Here is a 26,473-nt window from a genome sequence, read left to right on the forward strand (position 1 = left end):
CAGAAGGTTAAAAGAAATAGCGGGCACCAAACTGAAACTGCCGGGGGGGAGCGGCCGCCCGAACGGTAATTCCGGAGCCGCGTGGTCCTACCTGAAACTGGTTGGAAGCCGAGCGCACCACCGGAAAGCCGGTAATGTTCTGGGTATTCAGTACGTTGAACACATCCGCAGAAAGCTCAAGACGCGACTTATCAAAAATTCGGGGGGTAAATTTTACGGAAACATCGATCGTTTTGGCCCACGGTAACCGGTCACTGTTGCGGGTTTCGCCGGGGTAAATATCGGCAGGGAGGCTAAAGCTTTCGCTGTCGCCGTTCAGATCCGTAGTGCCGAATACCTTAGCATCGGCAATGCGCGTAACCGGCTGCCCACTCTGGAGCAGCACGGTCGGAGCAATCACCAGATTACGAAACGGATGGTAGAAGAACACTCCGCTGATGACGTGCCGCCGGTCGTTGTCGTCGTAGACAAACTCCGCCTGGTAGTTATTCGAATCCTGAGCCCTTGTGTTGATACCGGTTGTGTTGCTTTTGATCGACGATAGCGAGTACACCAGACGGTAGGCGTACCGGTCATTGCCTTTCAGCTTCTGTAACACAAAATTGGCTGCGTAGTACCGGGCAATTCCGTCTGTTTTGGTCATAAACACGTTGCGGGCGATACCGCGTAGCGTGTCGGAGCCATTCACCACGGCATAGGCTCCGCGCCGGTCCTGCCGGATGGGAATGGGGCGGGTGAGGTCGGCCTGGGCCACTGTGCGTACCTTCACGTCTATGTCGTTTGCAAACGGGTAGGGCGAGGGGGCATTCAGGTTATAGATATAGAACAGGTTATTGGTTGCCGAGTGGACCAGATCTACGGAGAACAGGGTATTGGCCGATGGCTTGTACTGATACCCCAGCGAGACCTGATGGGAGTAGGGGTTCTGGAAACCATTGGGGTTCATGATCCGGATGTTGTTGCTGAACTGGAGATCGCGCCGGCCTTGCAATGACTGCGACGACGGACCGTTCAGGTAAGTAACCGGGGTAGAGGAACGGGCATTCAGGTTGCCGGGAAAGGTAATCCGGTTCAGATCGGCACCCGGTACTAAAACGCCCAGGCGCTGCAATTCGGCCAGTTGTTTTTTAAAATCGGCACCGGTACTGCTGAACTGGAGATTATCGCTGTAGACGGAATACTTTATTTTGTCGTAGAATATCCCATATCCGCCCCGGATCACGCTGCGGTCGCTCAACTGAAGGTTAAAGGCTATGCGAGGGGCCAGGTTGTTGAGGTCGCCTTTTGTTCCTCCCCCCTTCGACAGATTATCGTAATCGTAGCGCAGGCCGAAGGTCAGGTTCAGGCGATTGGTAACCGACCAGAGATCTTCTATATACAGGTTCAGGACGTTTTGCCGGGCACCAAAGGTAGTAGGTCTGAGCTCTACATCATACGTCCGTATCTGCACGTCGCGCGGAATATCGTTCACATCCAGCGCTGAGCCTATGTTGCGGCTTTTCAGCGCGTCTAGCTGAGCCTGGGTTAGTTGCACATCGTAGGTGCCATACGGGTTGGCCCCGCCGAGCAGCGAGAAGGTAGACGAGGTAAATTCAATGCCGGCTTTCAGGGTATGATTGTTGGTGCGCAACGAAAACTTCTGCTGGAACTGATCCGTATCCTCGATGTCGTCAAAGATAGCTCCGCTCTGGCCGATAGTTGCAATGGGTACTCCGCTTGGATTGCGAACCGTCACCGACGGATTGGTCGGGTTGACCGGGTCGCGGTAGTTCCACCGGAAGCGTGAGCGCTGGTAGTTGGTTTCGCCTGTCACCTGCCCCCCAATCAGATACGCATTCTTCATGGCAATCAGGTAGGTGCGGTTGCGCTGGGTAGATGCCGCTGAAGGGAACAGAATACCACCCTCCAGACCACCTCCCTGCCGGTCGATGTCGAAATGACCAACGTTTACCCGCAGCGATGATTTGAACCGGCCACTCCAGAGCTGGTCAATCTTGCCCGACACATACGAGAAGTAGTTGTTGCCGGTCACGATTTCGTTGATGTCCAGGGCGGGTACCACCAGGCGGTTATCTTTACGGTCGAAGGTTTGCTCTACGTTTACGTAAAAGAACGTTTTATCCCGGCGGATAGGACCACCCAGCCCGACGCCTACCTGGTGCCGCCGGAAGCCATCTTTTACGGCATTGCCCGACAGGTCGGCTGTAGCGTAGCGGGAGGGGCTATCTACGATACGTCCGGGGCGGGTCAGGTAAAATACTTCGCCGGTGAACTCATTGGTGCCGGAACGGGTCGTTACGTTGACTAGGCCGTTGCTGGTGTTTCCGAACTCCACCGAATAATTGTTGGTATATACCGTAATGCCTTCGGCAAAACCCACCGGTACATTGAACTTCATGTTGCCCAGGAAGCGCTCATTGTTGTCCATGCCGTCAATAAGGTAGTTGGTATAGATCCCGTTCAGGCCATTGATGGCTACGTTGGGCGCTTCGGCATAGCCCTGGGTAGCGAGTGTCAGGTTCGGCAGGCGGAATAAAGACCGGGTAATATCGCGACCTTCTATAGGCAGACTTTGTAGCTCGCGTCGGGAGACAATAGATGACACTTCAGCATTCTGGGTGTTCAGCCGGGCCAGTCGCCGGTCATTGACAACCACCTCGTCGAGCGTGCTTTCCCGCTGTAGAGGCAGCGCCAGCGTCACACTGTTAAATTGCCCCGCTCGTAGCAATACATCAGTCGCTTCACTCTCGGCATACAACCGACCCGCTTTGCTGAATACCCGGTATCGGCCCGGAGCCAGATTGCCGAAAATCGCTTTGCCCTGTGCGTTGGAGACAGCTGAGTCCAGCGACCGGCGTTCGAGACTTTCGGCATATACCAGAATGGCCGATGCCGGTCGTCGCAATAACAGGTCGGTAACGGCAACCTGTAAACCGGCCTGTTGAGCGTGAGTGGAGAAGGACATAAACAGGCACCACAAAAGGATTGAATAGTATATAGTGTTTCTCATTAAAATCATAGCGTATGAAGAAAAAAAGCAGCGTGTCTCCGGGAAGCCCGGTATGGAGGGCAACTCACAGACAGGAAGAAGCAGGAAGGATTGTGCCTTTCAGCAACTTACTGAGCCGTTGACTGGTAGTGAAAATGAAACGGGGAAGAAGGTGTAGCGGGCGGAGCACGTAGCGACCTGATGCGCAGACCAGTCCATGATCGACGATAAATCGGCCGCGTTATCAGGAGGCCCGATTGGCCGGATAAGAGTGTCAGCAGGTACGTTACCAGACAAAGTGCCCGGACATCGGTGCTTTGATACTTATATAAATCTGCGATTCCATTTATATCGGCCAGTGCAGGCAACCAACTTATAGAAAAAGAGGAGAATATCCTGTTAACCATTCCACAAACCCGATTAGTCTGCCAGGGTATTTCCAGCCATTGAGCATCCTGAAAAATCTGACGGGATAATCCGATGAGGTATAAGCCGCCCCGGCGGTCGGGACCTAAAACGAGTGGATGTTTCTGTAACTGACTGACGGCCTGCTTCAGATGCGAAACTGACAGTTCGAGGCAGTCGTTGCCGATGGTAATCAGGTGGTCAACGCCCTGCTGAAATACTGCGTTCATAGCAGCCGTTAGCTGCTGACCAAAAGAGCCGGTATGGGTAATTAACTGTTCGGAGTAAAATACAGGAAGGCCCGTGGCGGAGGCAGTTTGCCTCACATGGTTGTTTAGCTGCCGAATTACGTTCTTAGTACTTCTCTGGTTGCAGGAAAAGCCCTTACCAACCGAGTCAGGGACAACCGGTTGAGAAAAGATCAGGATAGCAACAGACGTGAGCAAAGGAATGTGCTGCAGGTTAGATTGACGGGAATGTAAGACATACGTATTGTTTAGTTCTATGGTTTGAAATTTTTAAGTATTACTAAGAAAATTGATAGAATGGCGGGTTTTTGCTCTGGCTGCTGTGGATTTTAGATAAAAAGCTGAAACAAACATTACTCCTATATTCTTTATAGGGAATAATTCACGTTTAGTTTATCCAATCACGTAAAAAGTATGAAAGCTCTCTTTTCGTTAATCGTACCGGTCTTGCTAATGGCAGTAGTGTTTGTAGCCTGTAAAAAAAATAACGATGATGCCATTCCTGCGGTGACAACAACAACGTATACGGCCGCCCTCACCCCGGCGGGGTCAAGAACGGCTACGTCTACTACTATAACCTCGGGTACCGGAACATCGGCTACGGTAGTGTCAGTATCAGCTACAGGGACAGGCAATTTCCAGGGGGTGGTGAACTCGACTAACCCAACTCAAATGAGTTATACCCTAACCTACTCTGGTCTGGCGACACCAGTTACGGGGGCTTATATTAACAGTGGAACCTCAGCAACGGCATCTGGTCCGCAGGCTATCACACTGACGGGCATACCTACGTCGACAACGGCTACGTCTGGTACAGCTACCGGAACGGCAACGTTGCCAACCGGCGTTGTTACAAACTTAACCAGTAATAATAGTCAGTCGTACGTAATTATAACGACGCAACGCTTCCCTAACGGTGCAATTGGCGGCACCATCACGAGGCAATAGAAATCGGATCAGCACCATACAGTCAGATAAAAAAGAGAGCTACGGTGGGACAATTGTCTTTGCCGTAGCTTTTTTCATGAGTAAAATAAACGGGTATTGGGAGGGGGATAAGGGTCAGTAGGTTTAAATTCAGTTAAAAATTAAACAAACTTACCGCCTATACTCTTATAGAAAGACGTGTAAACCTGTTATTATCTGTCTGTCCTTATTTAATCAGAAAATCATGAAAGCTTTTTGGTGTTTTTTAGCAACAGTTCTTAGTATGACGGTTTTGTTTAATGCCTGTAAAAAAGATGATACCACTCCGCCAACACCTGCAACTACTTCTTATTCTGCGGTAGTTAATGGTGCGCAGGAAAAGCCAACCTCTACTACGTCAACGGGATCAGGAACGTTTGCCGGCAGGCTGACCAACGATACCCGCGTATTGAGCTATACGGTTACCTACGCCGGCCTGACCACAACCACCGCAACAGCAGGGCATATTCACCGTATTACAAACGCCGATGGTACAGGTCCTGTTGTTGTTCCTTTCCCAACAATGCCAGCCTCAACAACAGGCTCTATGCTGGCGACCTCCCCGATTTCGGGAACAGCAGTCCTGAGACAAAGTTTAATTGACAGCATGAATGCAGGCCAGACATATGTCAATCTTCACACCAGTAGATTTCCTGCCGGTGAGATTCGGGGCGATATAAAAAGATAATGTTCTGAATTAAAGGTGAAATCAGCAAAACGCCCAACACTCAAGTGTTGGGCGTTTTGCTGATTTCTATTTGTTCACCGCCGAAGTTATTGTTACGCCCTCCGGCTGGTACTTATAAACATACTCGATCAGGTCGGCAACGAGACCCGTCCAGCCAGTTTGGTGGCTGGCCCCCAGGCCGCAGCCGTTATCGCCGTGAAAGTATTCGAAAAACAGGTATAAGCCCCGGAAGTGCGGGTCCTGCTGAAGCTTTTTAACGCTTCCGTATGCCGGTATATGGCCCCGGAAATCCTTGCGGAAGATATTGATCAGCCGGTCGGCGAGCAGAATGGCCGTGTCCTTAATGCTCATGACCTGTCCCGAGTGCGTGGGGTATTCCACCTCAAAATCATCGCCGTAGTACTGGTAGAATTTAAGCAGCGAGTCGATGAGCAGGAAGTTGACCGGGAACCAGACCGGCCCCCGCCAGTTGGAGTTACCCCCGAACAGGCTGGTTTCCGACTCGGCCGGTACGTACTTCACGCGGAACACTTCGCCGTTCAGCACAAACTCATACGGATGCGCTTCATGGTATTTCGACAGCGCCCGAATCCCATAATCGGACAGAAACTCGGTTTCGTCGAACATCCGTTTCAGCAGCATTTTCATGCGGTGGCCGCGCAGCAGCGACAGCAGGTGCGTTGCGCCTTTACCGGGCTCGTGCCAGCGCGAAATAAGTGACGCCAGATCGGGGCGGTTGCGCAGCACCCACTCCAGCCGCCGTTTGAAGTCTGGCAGCTTCGAAAGCATGTCTTCGTCCAGAATCTCGACGGCAAACAGCGGAATCAGGCCCACCATTGAGCGGATCTTGAGCAGCCGGGCGTTATTGTCGGGCGTGTGCAGCACATCGTAGTAAAACTGGTCTTCTTCGTCCCACAGGCTTATGTTATGCTTACCCAGGTTACTCATGGCTGCGGCAATATGCAGGAAGTGCTCGAAGAATTTGCTGGCCATGTCTTGGTAAGACGGGCGCACCAGCGAGATCTCACAGGCAATCCGGAGCATGTTCAGCGTGTACATGGCCATCCAGCCGGTTCCGTCGGCCTGCTCGATGCGGCCACCTACCGGCAGCGGCTGGCTACGGTCGAACACCCCGATATTATCCAGACCAAGGAAGCCTCCACCGAAGATGTTGTTACCGGCCACGTCCTTGCGGTTGACCCACCATGTAAAGTTGAGCAGCAGTTTGTGGAACACGCGTTCCAGAAAACCAATGTCGCCGGTGCCGTTAAGTTCCTTGTCAATCTCGTAAACTTTCCAGGTAGCCCAGGCGTGTACGGGTGGATTAACGTCGCTGAAATTCCATTCGTAAGCCGGAATCTGACCGTTAGGGTGCATGTAGTACTCCCGCAGAATAACGGCCAGTTGGCGCTTGGCAAAATGGGGGTCCAGCCGGGCCAGCGTCAGCGTATGGAAAGCCAGATCCCAGGCCGCAAACCAGGGGTACTCCCACTTATCGGGCATCGACAGGATGTTGGCCGTGTACATATGCTTCCAGGTATCATTCCGGGCATATACCCGTCCCTGAAAGGGTACCGGCATTTTGGGGTCACCCTTTAGCCACTCGTTGACGTTGTAGTAGTAGAACTGCTTGTTCCAGAGCATACCCGCGTAGGCCTGCCGCTGAATAGCCCTGAGTTCCGGATCGGCAACGTTCTTCTGCAAGGCGTCGTAGAACTCATCGGCTTCCTTTTTTCGCAGTTCAAATATATCGTCAAAGTTGCCGAAAGGGGTGAGCAATTGCGTTTTATCGCTAAACCGAAGCCGGATGGTATAGCTCTCGCCCGCCCCGATCATCTTTTCATAGCGGGCAGCCGCCTTCGTGCCGATTTCGTTTGGGTTAATGTTTTCCCGGTGACCTGTAATGATGAAATTATTGATTCCGTCTTTCGTATAGGGGGTCTGGTTCTGGCGGCCGTACAGCCGCTCGGTATTGGTTTCGTTATCGCAGAAGAGGAGTTCGTCGGCTTTTTCGCAGTATAGCTTAAACTTGCCCAGTTGTTTGTGGTTAACTTCAATCTGGCTGCCGGCAATGCCGTTGAGCATGGGTTTGTAGGCATATTGCTCATAACCCCACGACCAGGTATTGCGGAACCAGATGGTTGGTAGCAGCGTAAGCGGAGCCGGCTTGGCCGAGCGGTTGTAAACGGTTACCTTCATCAGCAGGTCGTTTTCGTCGGCCTTGGCATACTCGATAAATATGTCGAAGTATTCGTCTTTATCAAATATACCCGTATCCAGTAGCTCAAACTCAAAATCATACCGGGTACGGCGCATGGTCTCGACCACCAGCCGGTTGTAGGGAAACTCCTGCTGCGGATACTTATAAAGCATCTTCATGTAGGAGTGCGTGGGCGTACTGTCGAGGTAATAGTAGAGTTCTTTTACATCTTCGCCGTGGTTTCCTTCCGGCCCGGCCAGTCCGAACATCCGCTCCTTCAGGATACTATCCCGGTGGTTCCAGAAGGCAAAGGCCAGGCAGATGTGACCTTTGTTATCGCTGATACCCCCGATACCTTCTTCGCCCCAGCGGTAAGCGCGGGAGCGGGCCATATCGTGGTTGACATAGTTCCAGGCATCGCCGTAGGGGCTGTAATCTTCCCGGACCGTTCCCCAGGAGCGTTCTGAGAGGTAAGGCCCCCACTTCTTCCATCCTTTGTTATCAGGTCGATCGTTTACGCGTAGTTTTTCAGCAGGTGTACTCATAGGGTTACTTCTTTACTTACGGCAGGTTCTGTCTTGCTTACGAGAGAAGCGCACTATCAAATATCGCATTCAGAAACTAGATTAGCAGTATTTTCAACCGTAAAATAGTAAGAACTTATAACCAATGGGTTAGCTATGTTATGGCTTTGGTGGCTATAAGGCCCCAAATCGCTCGTGCGCCTGCCGCTCCAGGGTTTCCCGGTGGTCGGGATGAGCAATGTTAAGGAGTGCTCTGGCCCGTTGCCGCAGATTCTGGCCGTACAGATTGGCAATGCCGTATTCGGTAACAATATAGTGTACGTGCGCCCGCGTGGTGGTTACCCCGGCTCCCTCCTTCAGAAACGGGACAATCTTGCTTTCTCCTTTTTTGGTGACCGACGGCAGGGCAATAATGGGCTTTCCGCCTTCCGACAGCGACGCGCCCCGCACGAAGTCCATTTGGCCACCCACGCCCGAATACTGAAACGTACCAATGGTGTCGGCGCAGACCTGACCGGTCAGGTCAATCTCAATAGCGCTGTTGATGGCCGTCACTTTTGGGTTGCGCCGGATGATGGAGGTATCGTTCGTGTATGAGGCTTCTTTCAGGGTAACGGCCGGGTTGTCGTCGATGAAATCATACACCCGGCGGCTGCCCATTACAAAGCTGGAAACGATTTTATACGGCAGCACCCGTTTGTTTTCGCCGGTAATAACGCCCCGTTCCACCAGATCGATAACGCCGTCGGAGAACATCTCCGTATGAATGCCTAAGCCTTTATGGTGGATCAGTTCCGCCAGTACGGCGTTGGGTATACCGCCGATGCCTAGTTGCAGGGTGGCCCCGTCTTCGACAAGGCCGGCAATGTGCTGCCCGATCTTACGCTCTACGTCCGAAATAGTCCCAACGTTGACCTCATAAATGGGCTCATCAACCTCCACGGCTGCGTGGATAGCCGATGCCGGAATCATGCCGTCGCCGTGGGTGCGCGGTACATGGGGGTTGATCTGCGCCACCACATACTTCGCCGATTTAATGGCACTCAGCGACACATCGACCGATGGCCCCAGCGAACAGTACCCGTGTTTATCGGGGGGAGATACCTGAATCAGGGCCACGTCGATGGGTAAAATGCGTTTGCTGAACAGTAAAGGGATCTCGCTGAGAAAAATCGGTACATAGTCGGCCAGACCCTGATTGACTTCTTTCCGCATGTTGGACCCGACAAAGAAAGCATTGCCACGAAAGATGCCCTGGTATTTTTTGTCGAGGTAGGGCAGCGGACCTTCGGTATGAATATGAACGATTTCTATATCAGTTAGCTCTACAGAGCGGGCTACCATAGCATCGATCAGGGTATGGGGCGTCTGCGCGACGCTGTGTACAAATACCCGATTGCCGGATTGAATACACGAAACAGCCTGCTGAGGGCTCACCAGGGGGATAAGGCTACTCATGAACAGAAGCGGGGTAACGAAACCGAAATTACTAAGACTCAAAGAAAGGCAACAAGTAACGACAAAACCGTGATTTACAATAAAAAAGGCCGGCTTTTCTGACCGGCCTTCGGGCTTTTTTATCGTACAGGTGCATTGGGCACCCCGCTGATGCCGTTAAATAACGGCGCATAATCAGCCGACAGGATCTTTCGAAGCTTCTCAACTTCGCCCTCCGTAATTGCTCCGCCCAGCAATTTCATAAAGTCGTGCGTGTAGCGCCGGGCGGTAGCGTCGTCCAGGTGAGCTTTGTGAGCCACCCGCAGATAAAACTCCTCCAGCGTAAAGCGCTGCCCCTGATCCCGGTCTTCGGGGGTAATTTCCCGGATTAGTGCCGCAACGGGTTCCGGTAGCTGGGCGGCCAGATTGTCGGCAGCGTTGCCGGCCATGTGCTCGGTCAGCGTGTGCAGAAACGCCCGCGCTATCTGCATCACGTCGGCTTCTTTTTCCAGACCGAGCAACTGCTTGCCCTCGTGAATAAATTCGTTGTACTGCATATATCCTATCGTTTTAGTCTGAAGGGATAACACGATAGGTGTTAACAGGTTTGACAGATTTTTTACATATTCCGGCGGTACTGCCCGCCCACGGCGTAGAGCGCGTTGGATAACTGCCCGAGCGAACAGACTTTGGTAGCCTCCATCAGGCTCTCGAAAAGGTTGCCGTTGGCCAGTGCCGTATCCTGCAGATGTTTCAGGGCTGTATCGGCCCCGGCGCGGTGGCGCTCCTGGAACGCCCGGCACGACTCGACGGCGTATCGTTTTTCGTCATCGGTGGAGCGGATGACTTCTTCCGGCACAATGGTTGGCGAGCCTTTGGGGTCCAGAAAGGTGTTGACGCCGATAATGGGCAGGTTGCCGTTATGCTTCAGCATCTCGTAGTACATCGACTCCTCCTGAATCTTGTTGCGCTGATACATGCGTTCCATCGCGCCCAGCACCCCTCCGCGTTCGTTGAGGTTGATGAACTCCTGGTACACGGCCTGCTCCACCAGATCGGTCAGTTCCTCGACCACAAACGCGCCCTGCAAAGGATTTTCATTTTTTGTGAGTCCAAACTCCCGGTTGATGATGAGCTGAATAGCCATTGCCCGCCGTACGGATTCTTCCGTTGGCGTGGTTATAGCCTCGTCGTAAGCGTTGGTATGCAGGGAGTTGCAGTTGTCGTAAATGGCCAGCAGCGCCTGCAGCGTGGTACGGATGTCGTTGAAAGCAATCTCCTGCGCATGCAGGCTCCGGCCCGAGGTCTGAATATGGTATTTAAGTTTCTGCGACCGGTCGTTGCCCTTGTACAGATGCTTCATCGCCTTAGCCCAGATGCGCCGGGCTACGCGCCCCATCACGGTGTATTCGGGGTCCATACCGTTCGAGAAGAAGAACGACAGGTTTGGTGCGAAGTCATCAATGTGCATACCCCGGCTCAGGTAGTACTCCACAAACGTAAAGCCGTTTGCCAGCGTGAACGCCAGCTGTGAAATCGGATTGGCTCCCGCTTCGGCAATATGGTAGCCGGAAATGGATACGGAGTAGAAGTTACGGACCTGGTTATGGGTGAAGTATTCCTGAATATCGCCCATCATCCGCAGGGCAAACTCCGTCGAGAAAATGCAGGTGTTCTGCGCCTGATCTTCCTTCAGAATATCGGCCTGCACCGTTCCCCGCACGCGCCGGAGGGTATCGGCTTTTATCTTCTCGTACACCTCACGCGGCAGCACTTTATCACCGGTGGTGCCCAGCAGCATCAGGCCGAGGCCGTCGTTGCCGTCGGGGAGGGGGCCGTTGTAGCCTACCTCACCCCCCGGCCCCCTCTCCTTGAAAAAAGGAGAGGGGGAGTCCGTTCCCTCCCCTTTTTTTAGGGGAGGGGTGCCGAAGGCGGGGTGGGGTTGCTCCCGCAGCCACAACTCACACTGCTGGTCAATGGCTGCGTTCAGGAAGAAGCCGAGCAGCATGGGAGCGGGGCCGTTGATGGTCATGGAGACCGAGGTAGACGGGTCGCAGAGGTTGAAGCCACTGTAAAGTTTCTTGGCATCATCCAGCGTGCAGATGCTGACGCCGGAGTTGCCGACTTTCCCGAAAATATCGGGCCGGTAATCCGGATCTTCGCCGTAGAGGGTTACCGAGTCAAAGGCAGTGGAGAGCCGCTTGGCGGGCATGCCTTTGGAAACGTAATGGAACCGGCGGTTGGTACGCTCGGGGCCGCCTTCACCGGCAAACATGCGCGTGGGGTCTTCGCCTTCGCGCTTGAGCGGGAATACGCCGGCCGCGTACGGAAACTCGCCGGGTACGTTTTCGGTCAGCAGCCACCGCAGAATATCACCCCAGTCGCTGTATTTCGGCAGGCTGACCTTAGGTATGCGGAGGTGAGACAGCGTTTCGGTGTAGAGCGGCTGCTCAATTACCTTGTCCCGCACCTTATACTGGTAGTTGTCGGCGGTATAGCGCTTCTGCATTTCCGGCCATTGCTGCAGGAGCTGGCGGCAATCCGGGTGCAGCCGGCTTTCGAGTTCGTCGTAAATTCCCTGTAGCTTACCCGCCAAACCGATGTTGGTAGCCGGAGATAGTTCGCCTTCAGTAGGCTGGGGGGCTTTTTCCAGCAGGTCGACGGTACCCTTAAGCTGGTACAGTTGCCGGGCCAGGGTGGTCTGCTCATGGACGAATTCGTCGTACCGGCGGCTGCTTTCCACGATTTCCGCCAGATACCGCACCCGGTCGGCCGGAATGATGCTGGGCTTGGAGCTGGTGGTAGTCTGGTGAATGGCATCGGCAGGCAGTTGCAGCCGATCGTCAACTTTTGCCAGTTTTGCCACTACGTTCGCGAACAACGCATTCATGCCCGCGTCGTTGAACTGGGCCGCAATGGTGCCGAAAATGGGCAGTTGCTCGTCGGGCATCTCCCAAAAAGCCGGGTTGGTAGCCCCGTGGTTCCGTCGGTATTGCTTCCGCACATCCCGCAGGGCATCCAGCGAACCGCGCTTATCGAATTTATTAATGGCAATGATGTCGGCAAAATCGAGCATATCAATTTTCTCCAGCTGCGTGGCGGCTCCGTATTCGGCCGTCATTACGTACAGACTTACATCCGAATGCTCGGTAATCTCGGTATCCGACTGACCAATCCCCGACGTTTCCACAATAATCAGGTCGAAGTGCGCGGCTTTGCAGACATCAATAGCGTCCTGCACATGGCGGCTCAACGCCAGGTTCGACTGCCGGGTTGCCAGTGACCGCATGTAAACCCGCTTATCGTTGATAGCGTTCATCCGGATGCGGTCGCCCAGCAGGGCACCGCCCGTTTTGCGCTTCGAGGGGTCTACCGAAATAATGGCCAGCGTCTTCTCCGGAAAGTGCCGCAGGAACCGCAGCACCAGTTCATCCACCAGCGACGATTTACCCGCTCCGCCCGTGCCGGTAATGCCCAGTACAGGCGTTTGACGGCTAACCGGGTCCGCCCGGTGGTGTGACGTTTGTGGTTGATCGGTAGCGGCTGTCGGTTTGAGAGTGGTTAATTGGCTGAATTGCTCCGGGTCGTTTTCGGCGACGGAAATCAGCCGGGCAATCAGATTGGTATTTTTGGTTTCGGGCAGCTTTTTCAGTTGGCCATTTAACTCCCAGAGCCGGGTTGGGAAGTCGCATTGTTCGAGCAGGTCGTTGATCATGCCCTGCAGGCCCATAGCGCGGCCGTCGTCCGGCGAATAGATGCGGGTGATGCCGTAGGCGTGGAGTTCGTCTATTTCCGAGGGCAGAATAGTGCCGCCCCCGCCCCCAAAAATTTTTATGTGATCCGCCCCGCGCTCCCGCAGCAGGTCGTGCATGTACTTAAAAAACTCCAGGTGTCCGCCCTGGTAGCTGGTTACAGCAATGCCCTGCACGTCTTCCTGAATGGCGCAGTCGACAATTTCGGCGACGGAGCGGTTATGCCCCAGGTGAATGACCTCGGCCCCGGAGGCCTGCATGATCCGGCGCATGAGGTTGATAGCCGCATCGTGCCCATCGAAGAGGGAGGCTGCCGTGACAATGCGGATCTTATTTTTGGGCTGGTATGGTGCTGCTGTCTGAACCAAGATTTTAATAGGATTTTACAGATTAACAGGATGAAGTGTCTTGCTGTTTACCCCCAACCACATCGGCATACCGCCCCTGAAGGGAAGAGGGTAAACTTCCACAAAGATAATCCTATTAATCCTTAAAATCCTGTAAATCCCGGTTCTAATCTGTTGTTCCCGGTTCTCATTTCTTAAACACCAGCGCTCGCACCGGCTGAATGCGGTTGATGACCAGCGTTGGTATCCAGAGCACAGCCGCGATCAGGATAATGGTAGCGATGTTCAGGATGATGATGACGGTCCAGTCCCACTCGATGGGAACGTAGCTCATGTAGTAGTTTTTGGGGTCGAGCGGAATCAGCTGGTAGGCATCTTGTAGCCAGCAAAGGCCAATGCCTACTACATTGCCGATGAGCAATCCCCAGATAATCATGTTCAGGCCGACGTAGAAAAAAATGCGTCGGAGTAACTGATTGTTGCTGCCCAGAGCTTTCAACAGGCCAATCATAGGTGTGCGTTCCATCATCAGCACCAGCAGCACCGAAACCATGTTGAAGCTGGCCACAAACAGGATCAGCACCAGAAAAACCGCCGTGTTGCGGTCCAGCAGCACCATCCAGTCGAACAGCGGACGGTATTGGTCAGTTACCTTCAGTAGCCGCATATCCGGGCTCATGGCGTCGAACACCCGCCGGGCCGTCTGATCCAACCGGTCGAAGTCACTAACAAATAGTTCGTAGCGGCCTACGGAGTCGGGTCCCCAGTTGTTGAGCCGCTGAATGAGCCGGATATCACCCAGCACAATGGTGTTGTCGAACTCTTCCAGACCGGTTTCGTAAATACCCACTACCTTCAGTTTGCGGGCGCGGAGCTGATTGCCGATAAAATACATGGGGACGCCCTCACCGACCTTCAGCCGCAGTTGGTCGGCCATGCGCCTGCTCATCAGAATTTCGGTGGAGTAGCCGCTATCGGGAGCCACGGCGGGTAGTTTTCCGGCAATGATGGATTCGCGGAACAAGTCCCAGTTATAATCCCTGCCAACACCTTTGAGAACAGCACCGGCCAGTTCGTCGGGCGTTTTCAGGATACCGGCTTTCTGGGCTACCGCCTGAATATGGCTAACCCCTGAAATCTGACCGGCATTTTTGTACAGATTCGTGCGCAGAAACAGGGGCGGTTCTTCGTACGAGAGGTTCAATGTAAATCGGGATACCTGCATATGTGCCCCAAACAGGAAAATCTTTTGCTGAATGGTACGTTTAAAACCAAACAATACCGCAAACGAAATGATCATCACCGCCAGGCCGACGGCAATACTGGCAATGCCAACTTTGGTAACGGTAGCCGAAAAACTGGCCGTTGGCGCGTGGCGAATGCGCCGGGCCAGAAAAAATGGGACGTTCAAGCCGACTGGGCGTTTTGTGGTGCAACAAAATAATGCCTTATTTAGCAACCGAACAATCTTTTCTATGCACGTGAAATCTCTTTTCCTGATGGGCCTGGCGCTAATAGGCTGCCTGAGCTGTACGGCCCAGTCGAACAAAAAGCCGAATCAGAATCAGGCACCGGCCGCCCAGCCCGCCGGCAGCGAGCCGCTACAGCTCGGAGCCGAACAGTTTTCGGCCTACCTGCCCATGCTACAGGGTAAACGGGTGGGCATGGTGGTCAATCACACATCGATTGTTCGTACTAAGAACGGCGGATACACCCATTTAGTTGATACATTACTGGCGCAGGGGGTTGCTGTTAAATCCATTTTTGCACCGGAACACGGATTTCGGGGAACGGCTACCGACGGCGAAAAAATCGCCAACAGCCGCGACCCGCGTTCGGGCGTCAGCATCATCTCCCTGTACGGCAGTAACTACAAACCGGCGGCCGCGCAGTTGGATTCGCTGGACATCTTAATCTTCGATATTCAGGATGTGGGTACGCGCTTCTATACCTACATCAGTACCATGCACTACGCCATGGAGGCCTGCGCCGAAAACAACAAGCCCATTCTGATTCTGGACCGCCCCAATCCGAACGGCCACTTTGTAGATGGACCGGTGCTGGACCCGAAGTTCAGATCGTTTGTCGGGATGCACAAGATACCGGTCGTCCACGGCCTGACCATCGGCGAACTGGCCCAGATGATCAACGGCGAAAAGTGGTTGAAAAATGGGGTGCAACCCAACCTGACCGTTATTCCGCTAAAAGGCTACTCTCACCAGACCCCGTACACCCTGCCGGTAAAGCCCTCGCCGAACCTGCCCAACCAGCGGGCTATACTGTGGTATCCATCGCTCTGCTTTTTTGAAGGCACCATCGTCAGCGTCGGACGCGGCACCGACAAGCAGTTTCAGGTGATCGGTGCCCCCGATCCGGCGTTTGGCAGCTATACGTTCACCCCCGTCGACAAGCCCGGTGCCATAAACCCGCCACAGGAAGGGAAGCAGTGCTACGGCATGGATATGTCGCAGATTGAGCCGCCCAAAGACCAGATTACGCTGAAATACCTGATCGATTTCTACCAGAAGGCACCTGATAAGGAAGCGTTCTTTCTGAAGAACAACGGTATTGACCGGCTGGCGGGCAGCGATCAGTTGCGCTACCAGATAAAAGGAGGACTGTCGGAGGCCAATATCCGCAAAAGCTGGGAGCCGGAACTGGGCCAGTACAAGACGCTTAGAAAGAAATACTTATTGTATCAATAATTTTTTGTCATGTGTAGCCGGAGATTTTTTCCGGCTATTTTACAATTCAAACGTGTTACTATATTTGTGCTGAAAGTTAATGTTTACTGCCAATTAAGTGAAAATATGATGTAACTTGTACTTGTTAATCTAACCATGAACACCAATGTCAGAGAGTACGCGGTTCGCCGTGTTGTCACCGTGTTTGATAAGGATACCGAAGAATTTATAACGTTCTTCACCCTTCAGAACTTTACCTTGCATGAGTACATTTACTGGTTCGACGTACCGCAGGACGACCCGTTTATGTACGACTTTTACGAAATATCGCCGGTGAATGCGCACATCATGGCCGACGAAGATATTTTGTTCGATTTCGATCGAAACATTTACTATGTAGAGTGTTCACAGGTTGTTGAGATGTACGAGTAACCGTTCCGGTAGCCGACCGTAATTACACACAAAATTGTTTGTAGCGCAGAGACTTTTTGGGTACGTATCCAAAATGCTATAATTTTGCATTTTAGATACGTACCATGGCCACTGAACAAATTCTAATTCTGGACTTTGGTTCGCAGTATACCCAATTGATTGCCCGCCGGGTGCGCGAACTGAACGTCTACTGTGAGATTCACCCCTATAATCACATTCCCCCGATTAGCGCTGACATCAAAGGTGTCATTCTGTCCGGCAGCCCCTGTTCTGTCCGGGATGCCGACGCGCCTGTGGTGCATCTGGCTGCGTTCCGGCACAAGATGCCGCTGCTGGGGGTTTGCTACGGCGCTCAGCTTATGGCCCATACGAGCGGAGGAGAGGTACAGCCGTCGTCTATCCGGGAGTATGGTCGGGCCAAACTCAGCACCGTTCATGTCGAAAATCCGCTGCTGAAAGACCTGGATGTAAATACGCAGGTCTGGATGTCACACGGCGATACCATTACCAGTATTCCCGATACCTTTCAGGTCATTGCCTCCACCGAAACTGTTCGGGTAGCCGCTTTTCAGGTTACGGGCGAAGAGACCTACGGCATTCAGTTCCACCCGGAGGTGACGCACTCGCAACAGGGAAAAATACTGCTCAAAAACTTCGTGGTCGATATCTGTGGCTGCTCGCAGAACTGGACCTCGGAGTCATTTGTAGAGTCGACCATTGCGCAGCTAAAAGAGAAACTGGGTGACGATAAGGTGGTGATGGGCCTGTCGGGCGGAGTTGATTCGTCTGTGGCGGCTACGCTCATTCACCGGGCCATCGGCAGCAATCTGTACTGCATTTTCGTGGATAATGGCGTACTGCGGAAAGATGAGTTTGAAGGCGTCTTGGAGTCGTACAAGCACCTCGGCCTGAACGTCAAAGGCGTTGATGTCAAAGAGCAATTCTACACCGCCCTCGCCGGCCTGACCGACCCCGAAGCCAAACGCAAAGCCATCGGCCGCACGTTTATTGAGGTTTTCGACCACGAAGCGCACCTGATTGAGGGCGTTAGCTGGCTGGGACAGGGCACCATTTACCCAGACGTAATCGAATCGGTATCGGTGAAAGGCCCTTCGGCAACCATCAAGTCCCACCACAACGTTGGCGGCCTGCCCGATTTCATGAAGCTGAAAGTGGTGGAGCCGCTGAATACCCTGTTCAAAGACGAAGTTCGGGCGGTAGGCCGCACCTTAGGCATACCCGATAACATCCTGAAACGCCATCCGTTCCCCGGACCGGGACTCGCCATCCGCATTCTGGGCGATATTACGCCGGAGAAAGTCGCCATTCTGCAGGAGGTAGACGCCCTCTTTATTAACGGCCTGAAAAAATACGACCTCTACGATCAGGTGTGGCAGGCCGGGGCTATGCTGCTGCCGATTCAGTCGGTGGGTGTGATGGGCGACGAGCGTACCTACGAACGCGTGGTCGCCCTCCGGGCGGTAACCAGCGTCGACGGCATGACCGCCGACTGGGCCCACCTGCCCTACGAGTTCCTGGCCGATATTTCCAACGAAATCATCAATAAGGTTAAAGGCGTCAACCGCGTCGTCTACGACATCTCCTCCAAGCCACCCGCTACGATTGAGTGGGAGTAAGGGGAGTTAAGAGTTAAGATGGGGCCGCCCGGCGATTAGCTTGCGCACGCTTTTTAACTCATAACTCTTAATTCTTTACTTTTCTTTTGAAAGGCCGGTAACAAAGAAAAGAGCTTCCGTCTTGCTGAAAAACGCAGATGGATAGAACCCTTAGACCGACCCCTTCCTCGCTAATCGGTGATCCCGGTTTCCGGGCGTTTGTTGCCGGTACTGACCCGGAGGCTGTACACTACTGGACCGATTGGATCGAGCGGCACCCCGACCGACAGGCCGAGGTGCAGGAGGCTATGCGTGTGGTGAAGGCCATGCAGCAGTACCAGCCCCGACCAGATCTAGGCTGAAGTGACCCGCTTCCGAACCGCCCGGTAGTTACCGGAACAAATTGAACCGGACCCTATTGTCCGGCTGGGGTATGGCAGCCGCTGTTGCCGCTGTGGTTATCGGCTTCTTTGCGTACCGGACGCTGTTCCCCAATTCGCTGCTTCAGCCCACCACCGCTCCGGTTATCACTAAAACCACGCCGACCACCCAGCCAGTACCGGTGGAGGCAACGCCCCAACCGTTTGTGGTGCAGACCCGGTACGGCGAGCGCCGGCGGGTGACACTGCCCGATCAGTCGGTGGCGGTTCTGAACGCCAACTCGTCGCTGACCATGACGGAACGCACCAATGGTATACGGCAAGTTCAACTGGACGGCGAAGCTTTTTTTATCGTCAGCAAACAGAAGCGGGCCGATGGTGGTCCGGTGAAATTTGTGGTACAGGCACGGAACGTAACCGTTGAGGTGCTGGGAACGCAGTTTAATGTATCGACCTGCAACCGGCTGGTCCGGCTGGTGCTGAACGAAGGCAAAATCCGGCTGAAGGTCGACGACGCCCGCAGCCCCCGCACGCTGGACCTGCTCCCCGGCGGCTTGGTCGAGGTGACCGAGCAACAGCAGATTGCCCTGCATAGCCGGATTAATCCGGAGCCGATCACCGCCTGGACTACCGACGAACTCGTATTTGACGATACACCGCTGTCTGATATAGCCCGAATCATGGAGAACAACTACGGCTACAAAGTGGAGTTTGCGGACCCGGCGCTGGCCAGCCGACGCCTGACCGCTACGCTGCCCGATTCCAACCTGAATGGTTTGCTGCTGGCTTTGGAAAAAGCATTTAACCTTTCAGTAACCCGTCAGGAGAAATTAATCTGCCTGGCTATTACCCCAACCTCTAAAGTACCATGGAAATCACTACACGTAAATCCGGACGTTTTGCCGCCGGCACCACGTTCGGGCTGCTGGTGCTGCATAGGCTCTCGATGCCCTGCACGGCGCAGGTGGTGTTGGCCAACGGTCGCTTCCGGGCGACCGATACCGCCTGGAAGCGACCGTTGGCCAACAACTGTTACGGCAAGTACCCGGACGGGCACGGCATCCGGCGCGATGGGAATGGCGTATTTCCGCCCGTAGCGCCTGATCCAACACGAGCATTCACGCACGCGGCCAACGCCGAAGCCTATGCATCGGCTCATTTTCCGGCTGACATGGCACAGCGGACAGCCATTCTCCCCGGCACCAACAGGTATCCGGACGTCTGTACCTGGCGGGACCTGCTGTTTTATATTGAAGCGAAGTAATCTGAATTATCAGCCACCCGGTTTTTATCAGCAGCTGGAAAAGAAGTACCTTAGGAACAAAGACCTCAAAACCGAAAAGTAACCCTCACCCCGATGATGAACCGACTTGATTTCCTGAAAACCCTCACAGCCACGGCGGCCCTAGGCCTGACGGGTGCCGCCCCCCGGCCAGCGACCGCCCTGGCTGCGGCTGATGCCTTACCAACCTGGCCGCTGCCAGACTTGAAGAAAGCCATTCCGGATTCGGTCATCATTCGCTCGGTTGAGTTGTTGAAAACGCAGGGACGGATGCTGCTGGTCGTTACGGCCGAAAACGGAGCTAAGGGCATTACGCAGTGTAACGATCGGATGCCTAACCTGACGTCGCTGCTGAAGGGACTGGTGCTGCCGCATTTTGTTGGCAAAGACGCCCGCGACCTGCCGCAGCTGGTGGATAATGCCTACCGGCTCAACAGCAATTACAAATACGCCGGCATGCCGCTCTGGAACAGCATCGGCTCGGTCGAGATTGCTACCTGGGATCTGCTGGGGCATTTAGCCCGGAAACCGGTATATGCGTTGCTGGGCAAACCCATCCGGACAGATTATGAGGTATATATCTCTGATTTCTACCGGGGTGGTGAGCCGGTGGAGGGTGTAGTGGACCGGCTGGCCGAAAAACGGAGTGCCACGGGGGCCAGAGGAGTAAAGATCAAGGTGGGGGGCCGGATGCAGAATACTGCCGAAGACGACCGGAGAACCCGGCAATTTGTGCCGATGGTGCGCAAAAAGCTGGGCGATGCGGCCGTTATTTACGCCGACGGAAACGGCTCGTTTTCTACCAAAGAAGGTATCGAAACCGGCAAGTTTCTGGAGAGCTATGGCGTGGCCATCTTCGAAGAACCGTGCAGCTTTGAAGATGAGGAAGGCATGCGGCAGGTGAATCAGGCACTATCGAAAATCATACTGGCCGGTGGTGAGCAGGACAGCAGCCTGTACCGCTTCGAGCGCATGGCCCGCACGGGCGTTTATGACCTCTACCAGCCCGATCTGTACTACAACGGCGGTATACTCCGAACGTTGCAGGTAGCCGAGATTGTGCGGCAACACGGCAAGCAGTTCGCTCCCCATACCCCCAAAGCCGACCCGCTCATTGCCCCCTTCTGGCAGGTAGCTGCCCTGGCCCCGAATCTGTACGGCCTGCAGGAGTTTGTGTATAACCCCGGCGAAAAACCGGCTTCCTGGTATTCGCCCAACATCCAGGTGCAAAACGGCAAAATGGCCATTCCGAACACCCCCGGTCTGGGCATTCAATACGATGAAGGCATCTGGAAGGAAGCCGAGCGAGTGGTCTGATGAAATCCGTCTTAACTTCCTGCGCCCGTTACATCTTCATAATTCGGGTTACCGGCGGCATTCTCGGCATCACCAGCGGCTACCGTTTTGGCGTTCTGTAGCGTGTTGTTGGTACCGTCGGCGCTGGTAGCCTGTTCAGCAGATTCGGACTTCTCCGATGTACGCTTCATTGCGTTCGGGCTTAGGCGGGGCACCTGGGGCTCGCCAATTTCGGGGTCAACCTGTTCACTTCGCGCCAGGGCCGAGAGTGGGCCCTGATTTTCGTCTTCACCGGGTTCGTAGCGTTCGTCTCTTGATTCCATGATTGTTGATGTTTTTTGACAGAACGTTCTATAGTCCACTCGTCCTTGCTGTTGAACTGCCGAGGTAATAATTGTCGTCGCGGTCATGGCTGGTATCACCTTTTACGCGGTAGCTGTCGTTGAAATCGTCGTTAATAGCTTCTGAGTCCATCCGTTTATCGGAATCGGTATCCTCGTTATCCGAAGGGCCTTGATTTTTGAAGTTGTCCGGGTCAAGTCGGCCCATACGTGAGCCTACCAGTTCAGTACCATCTTTATCCCGGTCAAGCTGCGCCCTGGCACCGGCAATGCCCTGCTGCATGTCTACCTCCGTTTGGGGTGTTTTGCGGTCTGTTTTCATAGCCGTTGGTATTTTGTGATACTAAAGAAACTGGCTAAGCAGGTAAAGGTTTGGCTGCGTTCTAAAGAGGTGTATCCCGGTGGATTGCTGATCTCAATTTCGAACGTATTCGGACCTGTATAACCATTTTACCGGCGCGGACTGCGTCCAGCGCGATATTGTCCGGCAAGTATTTATTGAGCCAGTGCCGCATGAGATAGCCGGAAACCGATATATTTGAAGCCTGACCCCTTATTTCCTACCCATGAACTTTGATTGTATCAGCAGCAAGCCGGCTGCGTTCGTTTATCTGGCTATATCTCTGGCCGTGTTTGTCGCTTCCACTATCCCTGCCCTTAGTCAGAGTGCGCCAGTCCAGCCCGGCACCGTTGAGCGTATCAAGGTACACGGCAAGAGCCTGGAAGGGAATCTGGAAGGCGACTCGCCGGACCGCGACGTATCGGTGTATCTGCCGCCCAGCTACAAAATGGACCGGAACCGGCGCTACCCCGTCGTGTATTTTCTGCACGGCTTTACCGATAGCGACGCGCAATGGTACGGCTTCACCAAACACTGGATTAATCTGCCGGAGGTAATTGAAAAGGCTTTGGCCGAAGGAAAAGGAAAGGAAATGATTATTGTCACCCCCAATGCCTATACCCGCTACTTCGGCAGTATGTATTCCAACTCGGTGACTACGGGCAATTGGGAGGATTATGTGGCGAAGGAACTGGTGGCGTATATTGATAAGAATTACCGCACCATTCCGCAGGCTGCCAGCCGGGGTTTGGCCGGGCACTCGATGGGCGGCTACGGCACCATCCGGATCGGGCAGAAGCACCCCGAAATCTTCTCCAGTCTGTACCTGCTGAGTCCCTGCTGCATGACACCGAACGCCAATGCGGGTCGTAATCCGGAAGCTGTTGCCCGGATAGAAGCGGTAAAGACGCCAGCCGACCTGGAGAAGGCGGATTTCGGTACCAAAGCGGCCTTTGCCTCGGCGGCAGCGTGGTCGCCCAACCCAACCAACGCGCCGTTTTACCTGGACCTGCCGGTGCAAAACGGCGAGCCCCAGCCGACCGTGCTGGCGAAGTGGGCGGCCAATGCACCCCTGGCCATGATTGACCAGTACATTTCAAACATCCGGCAAATGAAGGCCATTGCGTTTGATGCCGGGGACAAAGACGCCAGCATTGCCGCCAGCATCAAGGTACTGGATGGCATTCTAACCAACTACCAGATTCCGCACACCTACGAAGAATACGAAGGCAACCACATCAACAAAATTGCCGACCGGATTGAGCAAAAGGTGCTTCAGTTCTTTACGAATAATTTGGCGTTTGAAAAGGGGAAGCGGTAGTCTATATTGCTCTCAACCTCAAACGGATTAAAGTTTGATGGATAGCTGTATGCGTCCGCCAAGTCCTAATTCAACAATCTTTTGGAGGGTAGATAAACGGACTTCTTTTACCCCATTTTCTATTTTGGAGATGTACGATTTTGTTGTGCCCACTTTTTCAGCTAGCTCCTCCTGGGTCAATCCTTTTTCAAGCCTTGCTTCATGTAATAAGGCACCCAGCCTGAAAGTCTCGTAACCAGCCTCAAGTTCTTCCCGCTTCGCAGAGCCTGGCTTTCCATAGTACTTATCTTTAAACTCACTGAGTGTCATTACATTATTTTTTTTCGCTTTCATACGCTAATTTGATGTTAAGTGCCCTTTCAATTTCCTGCTTAGGTGTTTTCTGGCTTTTCTTCTGGAACCCGTTTGCCAGCACGACCAGTTTCCCATCATCGAAAAAGCAGAATATGCGGAAGATATCACCACCCACTTGTACTCTAATCTCATAAAGCCCATCAGTTCCTTCCAGGTGCTTTAAATAGGTTTCCGGTACACGCTCAACTTCTTCAATCAGAGTCAGTGTCCAGATAATCTTTGCTTTAACCTTATCACGCTGCTGAACGAAAAACTGTTCGAAGTAGTCCTTGTAGAAAACGACGGATCGGTGCTTTGTGTCTTTGTTCACGGTTCAAAGATACAAAAGTTGCCCCAAAGTGAAACAAAGCTAATGAGGCCAACATAGCATTCTTTATAGCTTGTAATCAGTTCATCAAGCCAAAAAAATCCCCTCATCCTTTATTATAACCCTTCTCTCCCGATATAGCGTACCAATCGCTTTCTTAAACGTTTTTTTGCTCATTTCAAACGTTTTGTAAATAGCCTCCGGGGCGCTGTCGTCGTTCAGGGGCAGGAAGCCGTTATTGGCCTGTAGCGTGTCGAGGATGCGCTGGGCGTTGGGTTCGATATTTTCGTAGCCCTGCCGTTGCAGGCTTACATCGATCCGGTTGTCCTCCCGGATGCGCTTGACGTAGCCGGTGAGCCGGTCGCCGGGAGAGACGGGGCGGAACAGTTCGTTTTTGTAGAGAAGACCCCGGTACTGGTTGTTGACGATGACGTTCAGGCCGAGGTCGGTATGTTCATAAGCCAGCAGGTCTACTTCCTGGCCTTCTTCCAGGTCATCGGCCCGGTCGTCCAGAAAGCGGTTGATGCGGCTGGAGGCTACCAGTCGGTCGGTGTCGCGGTCGAGATAGCAGTACACCACGTACCGACGACCGACCTGCATCGGGATGCTCTGCTCTTTGTGGGGCACAAACAGGTCTTTTTCCAGGCCCCAGTCCAGAAACGCGCCGACACTGGTAACGGATACCACTTCCAGAAAGCCGAATTCATCCCGCTGGATGTAGGGTTCCCGCAGGGTGGCCACGGGGCGGTCCTCGGAATCGGTGTAGACAAACACATCAATAAAATCGCCTTCCCGCAGAGTTTCGGGTACGTATTTGTTGGGAAGGAGTACGTCGTTGCCGCGTTCGTCTTCCAGAAAAACGCCGACGCTGGTGTCGCGTTCGGCCCGCAGGCGATTCATGGTTCCTATTCTGATCATGGGCTGGTAGCTGGTCGTATGGAAAACACCCCGACCGGGTGTTCTGTTTGCTGGTCGGGGCAGGGCAGCAGAGACACTATTCCCGGCTTTGGCGCAGTTCGGCCCGGTACCGGCGGTATTGCTCCATTTTGGCGGGCAGGGTGTCGTCTATTGCCTGAATCTTTTCGATCTGCAAAACTACGGCTTTGTAGAAATGGTCAAGGTAGTCGCGGAGACTATTTCGGTGTTCGCGCCGGAGAAACGGCCCGGTCATGGCGGCTTGTGGGGTTACAAACGCGCCTGCAACCCGAAATTGCTGATTCGCTCAACGCGATGCCGATCGATCCGCAAGACGTGAAAAAGCGGCTGCTGGCCCTGCTCTTCCCGGAGAGTCCCTTTGTCGACAAGTTCCGGGTGTTTATGCTGGAGTTTTTCCGGCGCACCACCCTGCTCGACCAGGCAATTCAGTCGCTGGTCGCCAGGGCCAGTCAGCAGGTTCACGCAGCGCTGACCGCCCACCTGATGAGCATCACGCTACCACCTGATAAACGATTGCAATTGGGCAAAGACCTCCCCGACAGCTTCCCGCCCAATCTAAAAACCCTGACGAACCCGGATTTGCGGGCACTATTGGCAAAAGTCGGTCCTACACCCGACAGTCTGCATGAGACCGGTGCCGTGAACTGGGCCAACCTCCCGGAACGCATGCATTTCATTGCCGACCTGTTTCGCTGTTATCAAGAGTATGAAACTTTATTGAGAACCAGTGTCTTTACGACTGAGCAGGTGACAGCCATAAAGGCAGGGAAGGTGCCGGGAGGGAGGTTGTGAGAAGTGTAGTGTATGAAGAAAGGTGCTGTTCAGACTACTGCAGCCATTTGAACAACTTTTCTTTTACGTTCTCGTGTGAAAACGTTTGACCCGTTTGGTACTGCTTCTGGCCGGAGTCAATCTTATCGAGGATAATCAAGCGCTCGATTAATTCGTCTAGCGAAAACTCATCTGGTAAATGCTGAAGACGCTTCAGCAGGAGTGCTTTTCTCATTTGAGAAGTACAGGAAGCCAAATCTGTTAAAAAAAGGCTACTTCTTCAATTTACTCAAATCGACATTTTTCAGAAGCTCTCGTACCGTACGGTGCTTGGCATGAAACGCTTCTTCCGCAGTTTTAAACTGCTTAGGTTTTTTAGAAGCTACCTTAACGTTGTTCTTTTTTTCTGTAGTCTTCATAAAACGTCTTCTTTTACCTGTACAACGAATGCTTCATACTCATGGTTCTTTTCAAATACTACAAAGCGGCCGTTTGTTAGACTTAAGATACGGAAATCTTGTTCAAGGTCGGTCAAATGATTTTGCTATTGCCATCCGATACAAACGAGTACGGGAAGGAGTGCTACCACGAAAGATGACACTAGATGTAGGTCGCAGGCGAAAGAATGCTACTAAAGTTTGGGCTACGGTGGCCAGTACTTTAGGCATATCATTGTTGTTACTTATTACAAGGTCGCTATATGCTCCATTTTCATCAACGTCTACTAACGGTATCCACCCGAGCAACCCCGTCTAGGAAAAGCGGGTTTTGTAGTGCTGGGGGTATAACTGCCGCAGGTCTTTGTGGTTGATCGTCAGGATGTGTTCCAGCACATACTTCAGCCACTCATTGGCATT

General features: G+C 53.4%; 26 protein-coding genes. 10 read left to right on the forward strand and 16 right to left on the reverse strand.

Features of this window, described 5'->3' with window-relative positions; translation table 11 throughout:
• Positions 1-7 precede the first annotated feature (7 nt).
• Together ABD931_RS28300 and ABD931_RS28305 are read right to left on the reverse strand one after the other, a co-directional pair.
• Positions 8-2,965, reverse strand: coding sequence for a TonB-dependent receptor (locus ABD931_RS28300; protein ID WP_345271448.1), 2,958 nt, complete (start codon positions 2,963-2,965; stop codon positions 8-10).
• A gap of 152 nt (positions 2,966-3,117) precedes the next feature.
• A complete protein-coding gene (locus ABD931_RS28305; RefSeq protein ID WP_345271449.1) occupies positions 3,118-3,720 on the reverse strand; it encodes a TIGR04282 family arsenosugar biosynthesis glycosyltransferase in 603 nt (200 codons plus the stop codon).
• A 336-nt stretch (positions 3,721-4,056) separates the two neighbouring features.
• On the opposite strand from ABD931_RS28305, the gene ABD931_RS28310 reads away from it, so the two are divergent.
• Both ABD931_RS28310 and ABD931_RS28315 read left to right on the forward strand, forming a co-directional pair.
• Positions 4,057-4,590, forward strand: a complete 534-nt coding sequence (locus tag ABD931_RS28310) for a CHRD domain-containing protein (protein WP_345271451.1) — start codon at positions 4,057-4,059, stop codon at positions 4,588-4,590.
• A gap of 223 nt (positions 4,591-4,813) precedes the next feature.
• The gene (locus ABD931_RS28315) at positions 4,814-5,296 is read left to right on the forward strand and encodes a CHRD domain-containing protein (protein WP_345271452.1); all 483 of its coding nucleotides are present in this window, start codon (positions 4,814-4,816) and stop codon (positions 5,294-5,296) included.
• Between the two features lie 66 nt (positions 5,297-5,362).
• On the opposite strand, the gene ABD931_RS28320 is transcribed toward ABD931_RS28315, so the two are convergent.
• The 5 genes from ABD931_RS28320 to ABD931_RS28340 form a co-directional block, all read right to left on the reverse strand.
• A complete protein-coding gene (locus ABD931_RS28320; protein ID WP_345271453.1) occupies positions 5,363-8,041 on the reverse strand; it encodes an MGH1-like glycoside hydrolase domain-containing protein in 2,679 nt (892 codons plus the stop codon).
• 153 nt (positions 8,042-8,194) lie between these two features.
• Complete coding sequence (locus tag ABD931_RS28325) at positions 8,195-9,478, reverse strand: acetyl-CoA hydrolase/transferase family protein (RefSeq protein WP_345271454.1); 1,284 nt, start codon at positions 9,476-9,478, stop codon at positions 8,195-8,197.
• 119 nt (positions 9,479-9,597) lie between these two features.
• Complete coding sequence (locus ABD931_RS28330; RefSeq protein WP_345271456.1) at positions 9,598-10,014, reverse strand: DUF2267 domain-containing protein; 417 nt, start codon at positions 10,012-10,014, stop codon at positions 9,598-9,600.
• Between the two features lie 62 nt (positions 10,015-10,076).
• Complete coding sequence (locus ABD931_RS28335) at positions 10,077-13,577, reverse strand: methylmalonyl-CoA mutase family protein (RefSeq protein ID WP_345271457.1); 3,501 nt, start codon at positions 13,575-13,577, stop codon at positions 10,077-10,079.
• Between the two features lie 166 nt (positions 13,578-13,743).
• Positions 13,744-14,967, reverse strand: a complete 1,224-nt coding sequence (locus ABD931_RS28340) for an ABC transporter permease (RefSeq protein ID WP_345271458.1) — start codon at positions 14,965-14,967, stop codon at positions 13,744-13,746.
• A 64-nt stretch (positions 14,968-15,031) separates the two neighbouring features.
• On the opposite strand from ABD931_RS28340, the gene ABD931_RS28345 reads away from it, so the two are divergent.
• From ABD931_RS28345 to ABD931_RS28370, 6 genes are all read left to right on the forward strand, one after another.
• Entirely contained in the window at positions 15,032-16,261 is a 1,230-nt protein-coding gene (locus ABD931_RS28345; protein WP_345271459.1) for an exo-beta-N-acetylmuramidase NamZ family protein, read from the forward strand.
• Positions 16,262-16,396: 135 nt separating this feature from the next.
• A complete protein-coding gene (locus ABD931_RS28350; protein ID WP_345271461.1) occupies positions 16,397-16,672 on the forward strand; it encodes a DUF7683 domain-containing protein in 276 nt (91 codons plus the stop codon).
• A 104-nt stretch (positions 16,673-16,776) separates the two neighbouring features.
• On the forward strand, positions 16,777-18,309 hold the full coding sequence (gene guaA / locus ABD931_RS28355) for a glutamine-hydrolyzing GMP synthase (RefSeq protein ID WP_345271462.1): 1,533 nt from the start codon (positions 16,777-16,779) through the stop codon (positions 18,307-18,309).
• 137 nt (positions 18,310-18,446) lie between these two features.
• Positions 18,447-18,650 carry a hypothetical protein gene (locus ABD931_RS28360; RefSeq protein WP_345271463.1) on the forward strand — a complete coding sequence of 68 codons (204 nt, stop codon included), beginning with the start codon at positions 18,447-18,449 and terminating at the stop codon, positions 18,648-18,650.
• A gap of 41 nt (positions 18,651-18,691) precedes the next feature.
• Entirely contained in the window at positions 18,692-19,765 is a 1,074-nt protein-coding gene (locus ABD931_RS28365; protein WP_345271464.1) for a FecR family protein, read from the forward strand.
• A gap of 260 nt (positions 19,766-20,025) precedes the next feature.
• Positions 20,026-21,267: a mandelate racemase/muconate lactonizing enzyme family protein gene (locus ABD931_RS28370; RefSeq protein WP_345271465.1), complete on the forward strand. Its 1,242-nt coding sequence runs from the start codon at positions 20,026-20,028 to the stop codon at positions 21,265-21,267.
• Positions 21,268-21,278: 11 nt separating this feature from the next.
• Here the strand turns inward: ABD931_RS28370 and ABD931_RS28375 are convergent, their stop codons facing one another.
• Complete coding sequence (locus tag ABD931_RS28375; protein ID WP_345271466.1) at positions 21,279-21,569, reverse strand: hypothetical protein; 291 nt, start codon at positions 21,567-21,569, stop codon at positions 21,279-21,281.
• A gap of 28 nt (positions 21,570-21,597) precedes the next feature.
• Positions 21,598-21,909 (reverse strand): hypothetical protein, encoded by a 312-nt coding sequence (locus tag ABD931_RS28380; RefSeq protein WP_345271468.1) that lies wholly within the window; start codon positions 21,907-21,909, stop codon positions 21,598-21,600.
• Positions 21,910-22,153: 244 nt separating this feature from the next.
• On the opposite strand from ABD931_RS28380, the gene ABD931_RS28385 reads away from it, so the two are divergent.
• On the forward strand, positions 22,154-23,248 hold the full coding sequence (locus tag ABD931_RS28385) for an alpha/beta hydrolase (protein WP_345271469.1): 1,095 nt from the start codon (positions 22,154-22,156) through the stop codon (positions 23,246-23,248).
• Between the two features lie 27 nt (positions 23,249-23,275).
• Here ABD931_RS28385 and ABD931_RS28390 read toward each other — a convergent pair whose 3' ends face one another.
• The 4 genes from ABD931_RS28390 to ABD931_RS28405 form a co-directional block, all read right to left on the reverse strand.
• Positions 23,276-23,581, reverse strand: a complete 306-nt coding sequence (locus ABD931_RS28390; protein WP_345271470.1) for a helix-turn-helix domain-containing protein — start codon at positions 23,579-23,581, stop codon at positions 23,276-23,278.
• On the reverse strand, positions 23,562-23,912 hold the full coding sequence (locus tag ABD931_RS28395) for a type II toxin-antitoxin system RelE/ParE family toxin (RefSeq protein WP_345271472.1): 351 nt from the start codon (positions 23,910-23,912) through the stop codon (positions 23,562-23,564). The genes ABD931_RS28390 and ABD931_RS28395 overlap by 20 nt, the downstream gene beginning before the upstream one ends.
• Before the next feature lie 84 nt (positions 23,913-23,996).
• Positions 23,997-24,827: a CvfB family protein gene (locus tag ABD931_RS28400; protein WP_345271473.1), complete on the reverse strand. Its 831-nt coding sequence runs from the start codon at positions 24,825-24,827 to the stop codon at positions 23,997-23,999.
• A gap of 76 nt (positions 24,828-24,903) precedes the next feature.
• Complete coding sequence (locus tag ABD931_RS28405; protein ID WP_345271474.1) at positions 24,904-25,080, reverse strand: hypothetical protein; 177 nt, start codon at positions 25,078-25,080, stop codon at positions 24,904-24,906.
• A gap of 8 nt (positions 25,081-25,088) precedes the next feature.
• Here ABD931_RS28405 and ABD931_RS28410 point away from each other — a divergent pair, with 8 nt between their 5' ends.
• On the forward strand, positions 25,089-25,637 hold the full coding sequence (locus tag ABD931_RS28410; protein ID WP_345271475.1) for a hypothetical protein: 549 nt from the start codon (positions 25,089-25,091) through the stop codon (positions 25,635-25,637).
• A 34-nt stretch (positions 25,638-25,671) separates the two neighbouring features.
• Here the strand turns inward: ABD931_RS28410 and ABD931_RS28415 are convergent, their stop codons facing one another.
• From ABD931_RS28415 to ABD931_RS29415, 3 genes are all read right to left on the reverse strand, one after another.
• The gene (locus ABD931_RS28415) at positions 25,672-25,851 is read right to left on the reverse strand and encodes a hypothetical protein (protein WP_345271477.1); all 180 of its coding nucleotides are present in this window, start codon (positions 25,849-25,851) and stop codon (positions 25,672-25,674) included.
• 37 nt (positions 25,852-25,888) lie between these two features.
• Positions 25,889-26,035 (reverse strand): hypothetical protein, encoded by a 147-nt coding sequence (locus ABD931_RS28420; RefSeq protein ID WP_345271478.1) that lies wholly within the window; start codon positions 26,033-26,035, stop codon positions 25,889-25,891.
• A gap of 102 nt (positions 26,036-26,137) precedes the next feature.
• Complete coding sequence (locus tag ABD931_RS29415) at positions 26,138-26,362, reverse strand: DUF6934 family protein (protein WP_440590452.1); 225 nt, start codon at positions 26,360-26,362, stop codon at positions 26,138-26,140.
• Positions 26,363-26,473 lie beyond the last annotated feature (111 nt).

The organism is Nibrella viscosa, assembly GCF_039541875.1.
Taxonomy (GTDB): Bacteria; Bacteroidota; Bacteroidia; order Cytophagales; family Spirosomataceae; genus Nibrella; species Nibrella viscosa.

What these genes read in the sequence shown, in the direction of transcription:
- ABD931_RS28300 (WP_345271448.1), bottom strand. Translation starts at nt 2,965, where the DNA reads ATGTCCTTCTCCACTCACGCTCAACAGGCCGGTTTACAGGTTGCCGTT.
- ABD931_RS28310 (WP_345271451.1), top strand. Translation starts at nt 4,057, where the DNA reads ATGAAAGCTCTCTTTTCGTTAATCGTACCGGTCTTGCTAATGGCAGTA.
- ABD931_RS28315 (WP_345271452.1), top strand. Translation starts at nt 4,814, where the DNA reads ATGAAAGCTTTTTGGTGTTTTTTAGCAACAGTTCTTAGTATGACGGTT.
- ABD931_RS28320 (WP_345271453.1), bottom strand. Translation starts at nt 8,041, where the DNA reads ATGAGTACACCTGCTGAAAAACTACGCGTAAACGATCGACCTGATAAC.
- ABD931_RS28325 (WP_345271454.1), bottom strand. Translation starts at nt 9,478, where the DNA reads ATGAGTAGCCTTATCCCCCTGGTGAGCCCTCAGCAGGCTGTTTCGTGT.
- ABD931_RS28330 (WP_345271456.1), bottom strand. Translation starts at nt 10,014, where the DNA reads ATGCAGTACAACGAATTTATTCACGAGGGCAAGCAGTTGCTCGGTCTG.
- ABD931_RS28345 (WP_345271459.1), top strand. Translation starts at nt 15,032, where the DNA reads ATGCACGTGAAATCTCTTTTCCTGATGGGCCTGGCGCTAATAGGCTGC.
- ABD931_RS28350 (WP_345271461.1), top strand. Translation starts at nt 16,397, where the DNA reads ATGAACACCAATGTCAGAGAGTACGCGGTTCGCCGTGTTGTCACCGTG.
- guaA (WP_345271462.1), top strand. Translation starts at nt 16,777, where the DNA reads ATGGCCACTGAACAAATTCTAATTCTGGACTTTGGTTCGCAGTATACC.
- ABD931_RS28360 (WP_345271463.1), top strand. Translation starts at nt 18,447, where the DNA reads ATGGATAGAACCCTTAGACCGACCCCTTCCTCGCTAATCGGTGATCCC.
- ABD931_RS28370 (WP_345271465.1), top strand. Translation starts at nt 20,026, where the DNA reads ATGATGAACCGACTTGATTTCCTGAAAACCCTCACAGCCACGGCGGCC.
- ABD931_RS28375 (WP_345271466.1), bottom strand. Translation starts at nt 21,569, where the DNA reads ATGGAATCAAGAGACGAACGCTACGAACCCGGTGAAGACGAAAATCAG.
- ABD931_RS28380 (WP_345271468.1), bottom strand. Translation starts at nt 21,909, where the DNA reads ATGAAAACAGACCGCAAAACACCCCAAACGGAGGTAGACATGCAGCAG.
- ABD931_RS28385 (WP_345271469.1), top strand. Translation starts at nt 22,154, where the DNA reads ATGAACTTTGATTGTATCAGCAGCAAGCCGGCTGCGTTCGTTTATCTG.
- ABD931_RS28390 (WP_345271470.1), bottom strand. Translation starts at nt 23,581, where the DNA reads ATGAAAGCGAAAAAAAATAATGTAATGACACTCAGTGAGTTTAAAGAT.
- ABD931_RS28400 (WP_345271473.1), bottom strand. Translation starts at nt 24,827, where the DNA reads ATGATCAGAATAGGAACCATGAATCGCCTGCGGGCCGAACGCGACACC.
- ABD931_RS28405 (WP_345271474.1), bottom strand. Translation starts at nt 25,080, where the DNA reads ATGACCGGGCCGTTTCTCCGGCGCGAACACCGAAATAGTCTCCGCGAC.
- ABD931_RS28415 (WP_345271477.1), bottom strand. Translation starts at nt 25,851, where the DNA reads ATGAGAAAAGCACTCCTGCTGAAGCGTCTTCAGCATTTACCAGATGAG.
- ABD931_RS28420 (WP_345271478.1), bottom strand. Translation starts at nt 26,035, where the DNA reads ATGAAGACTACAGAAAAAAAGAACAACGTTAAGGTAGCTTCTAAAAAA.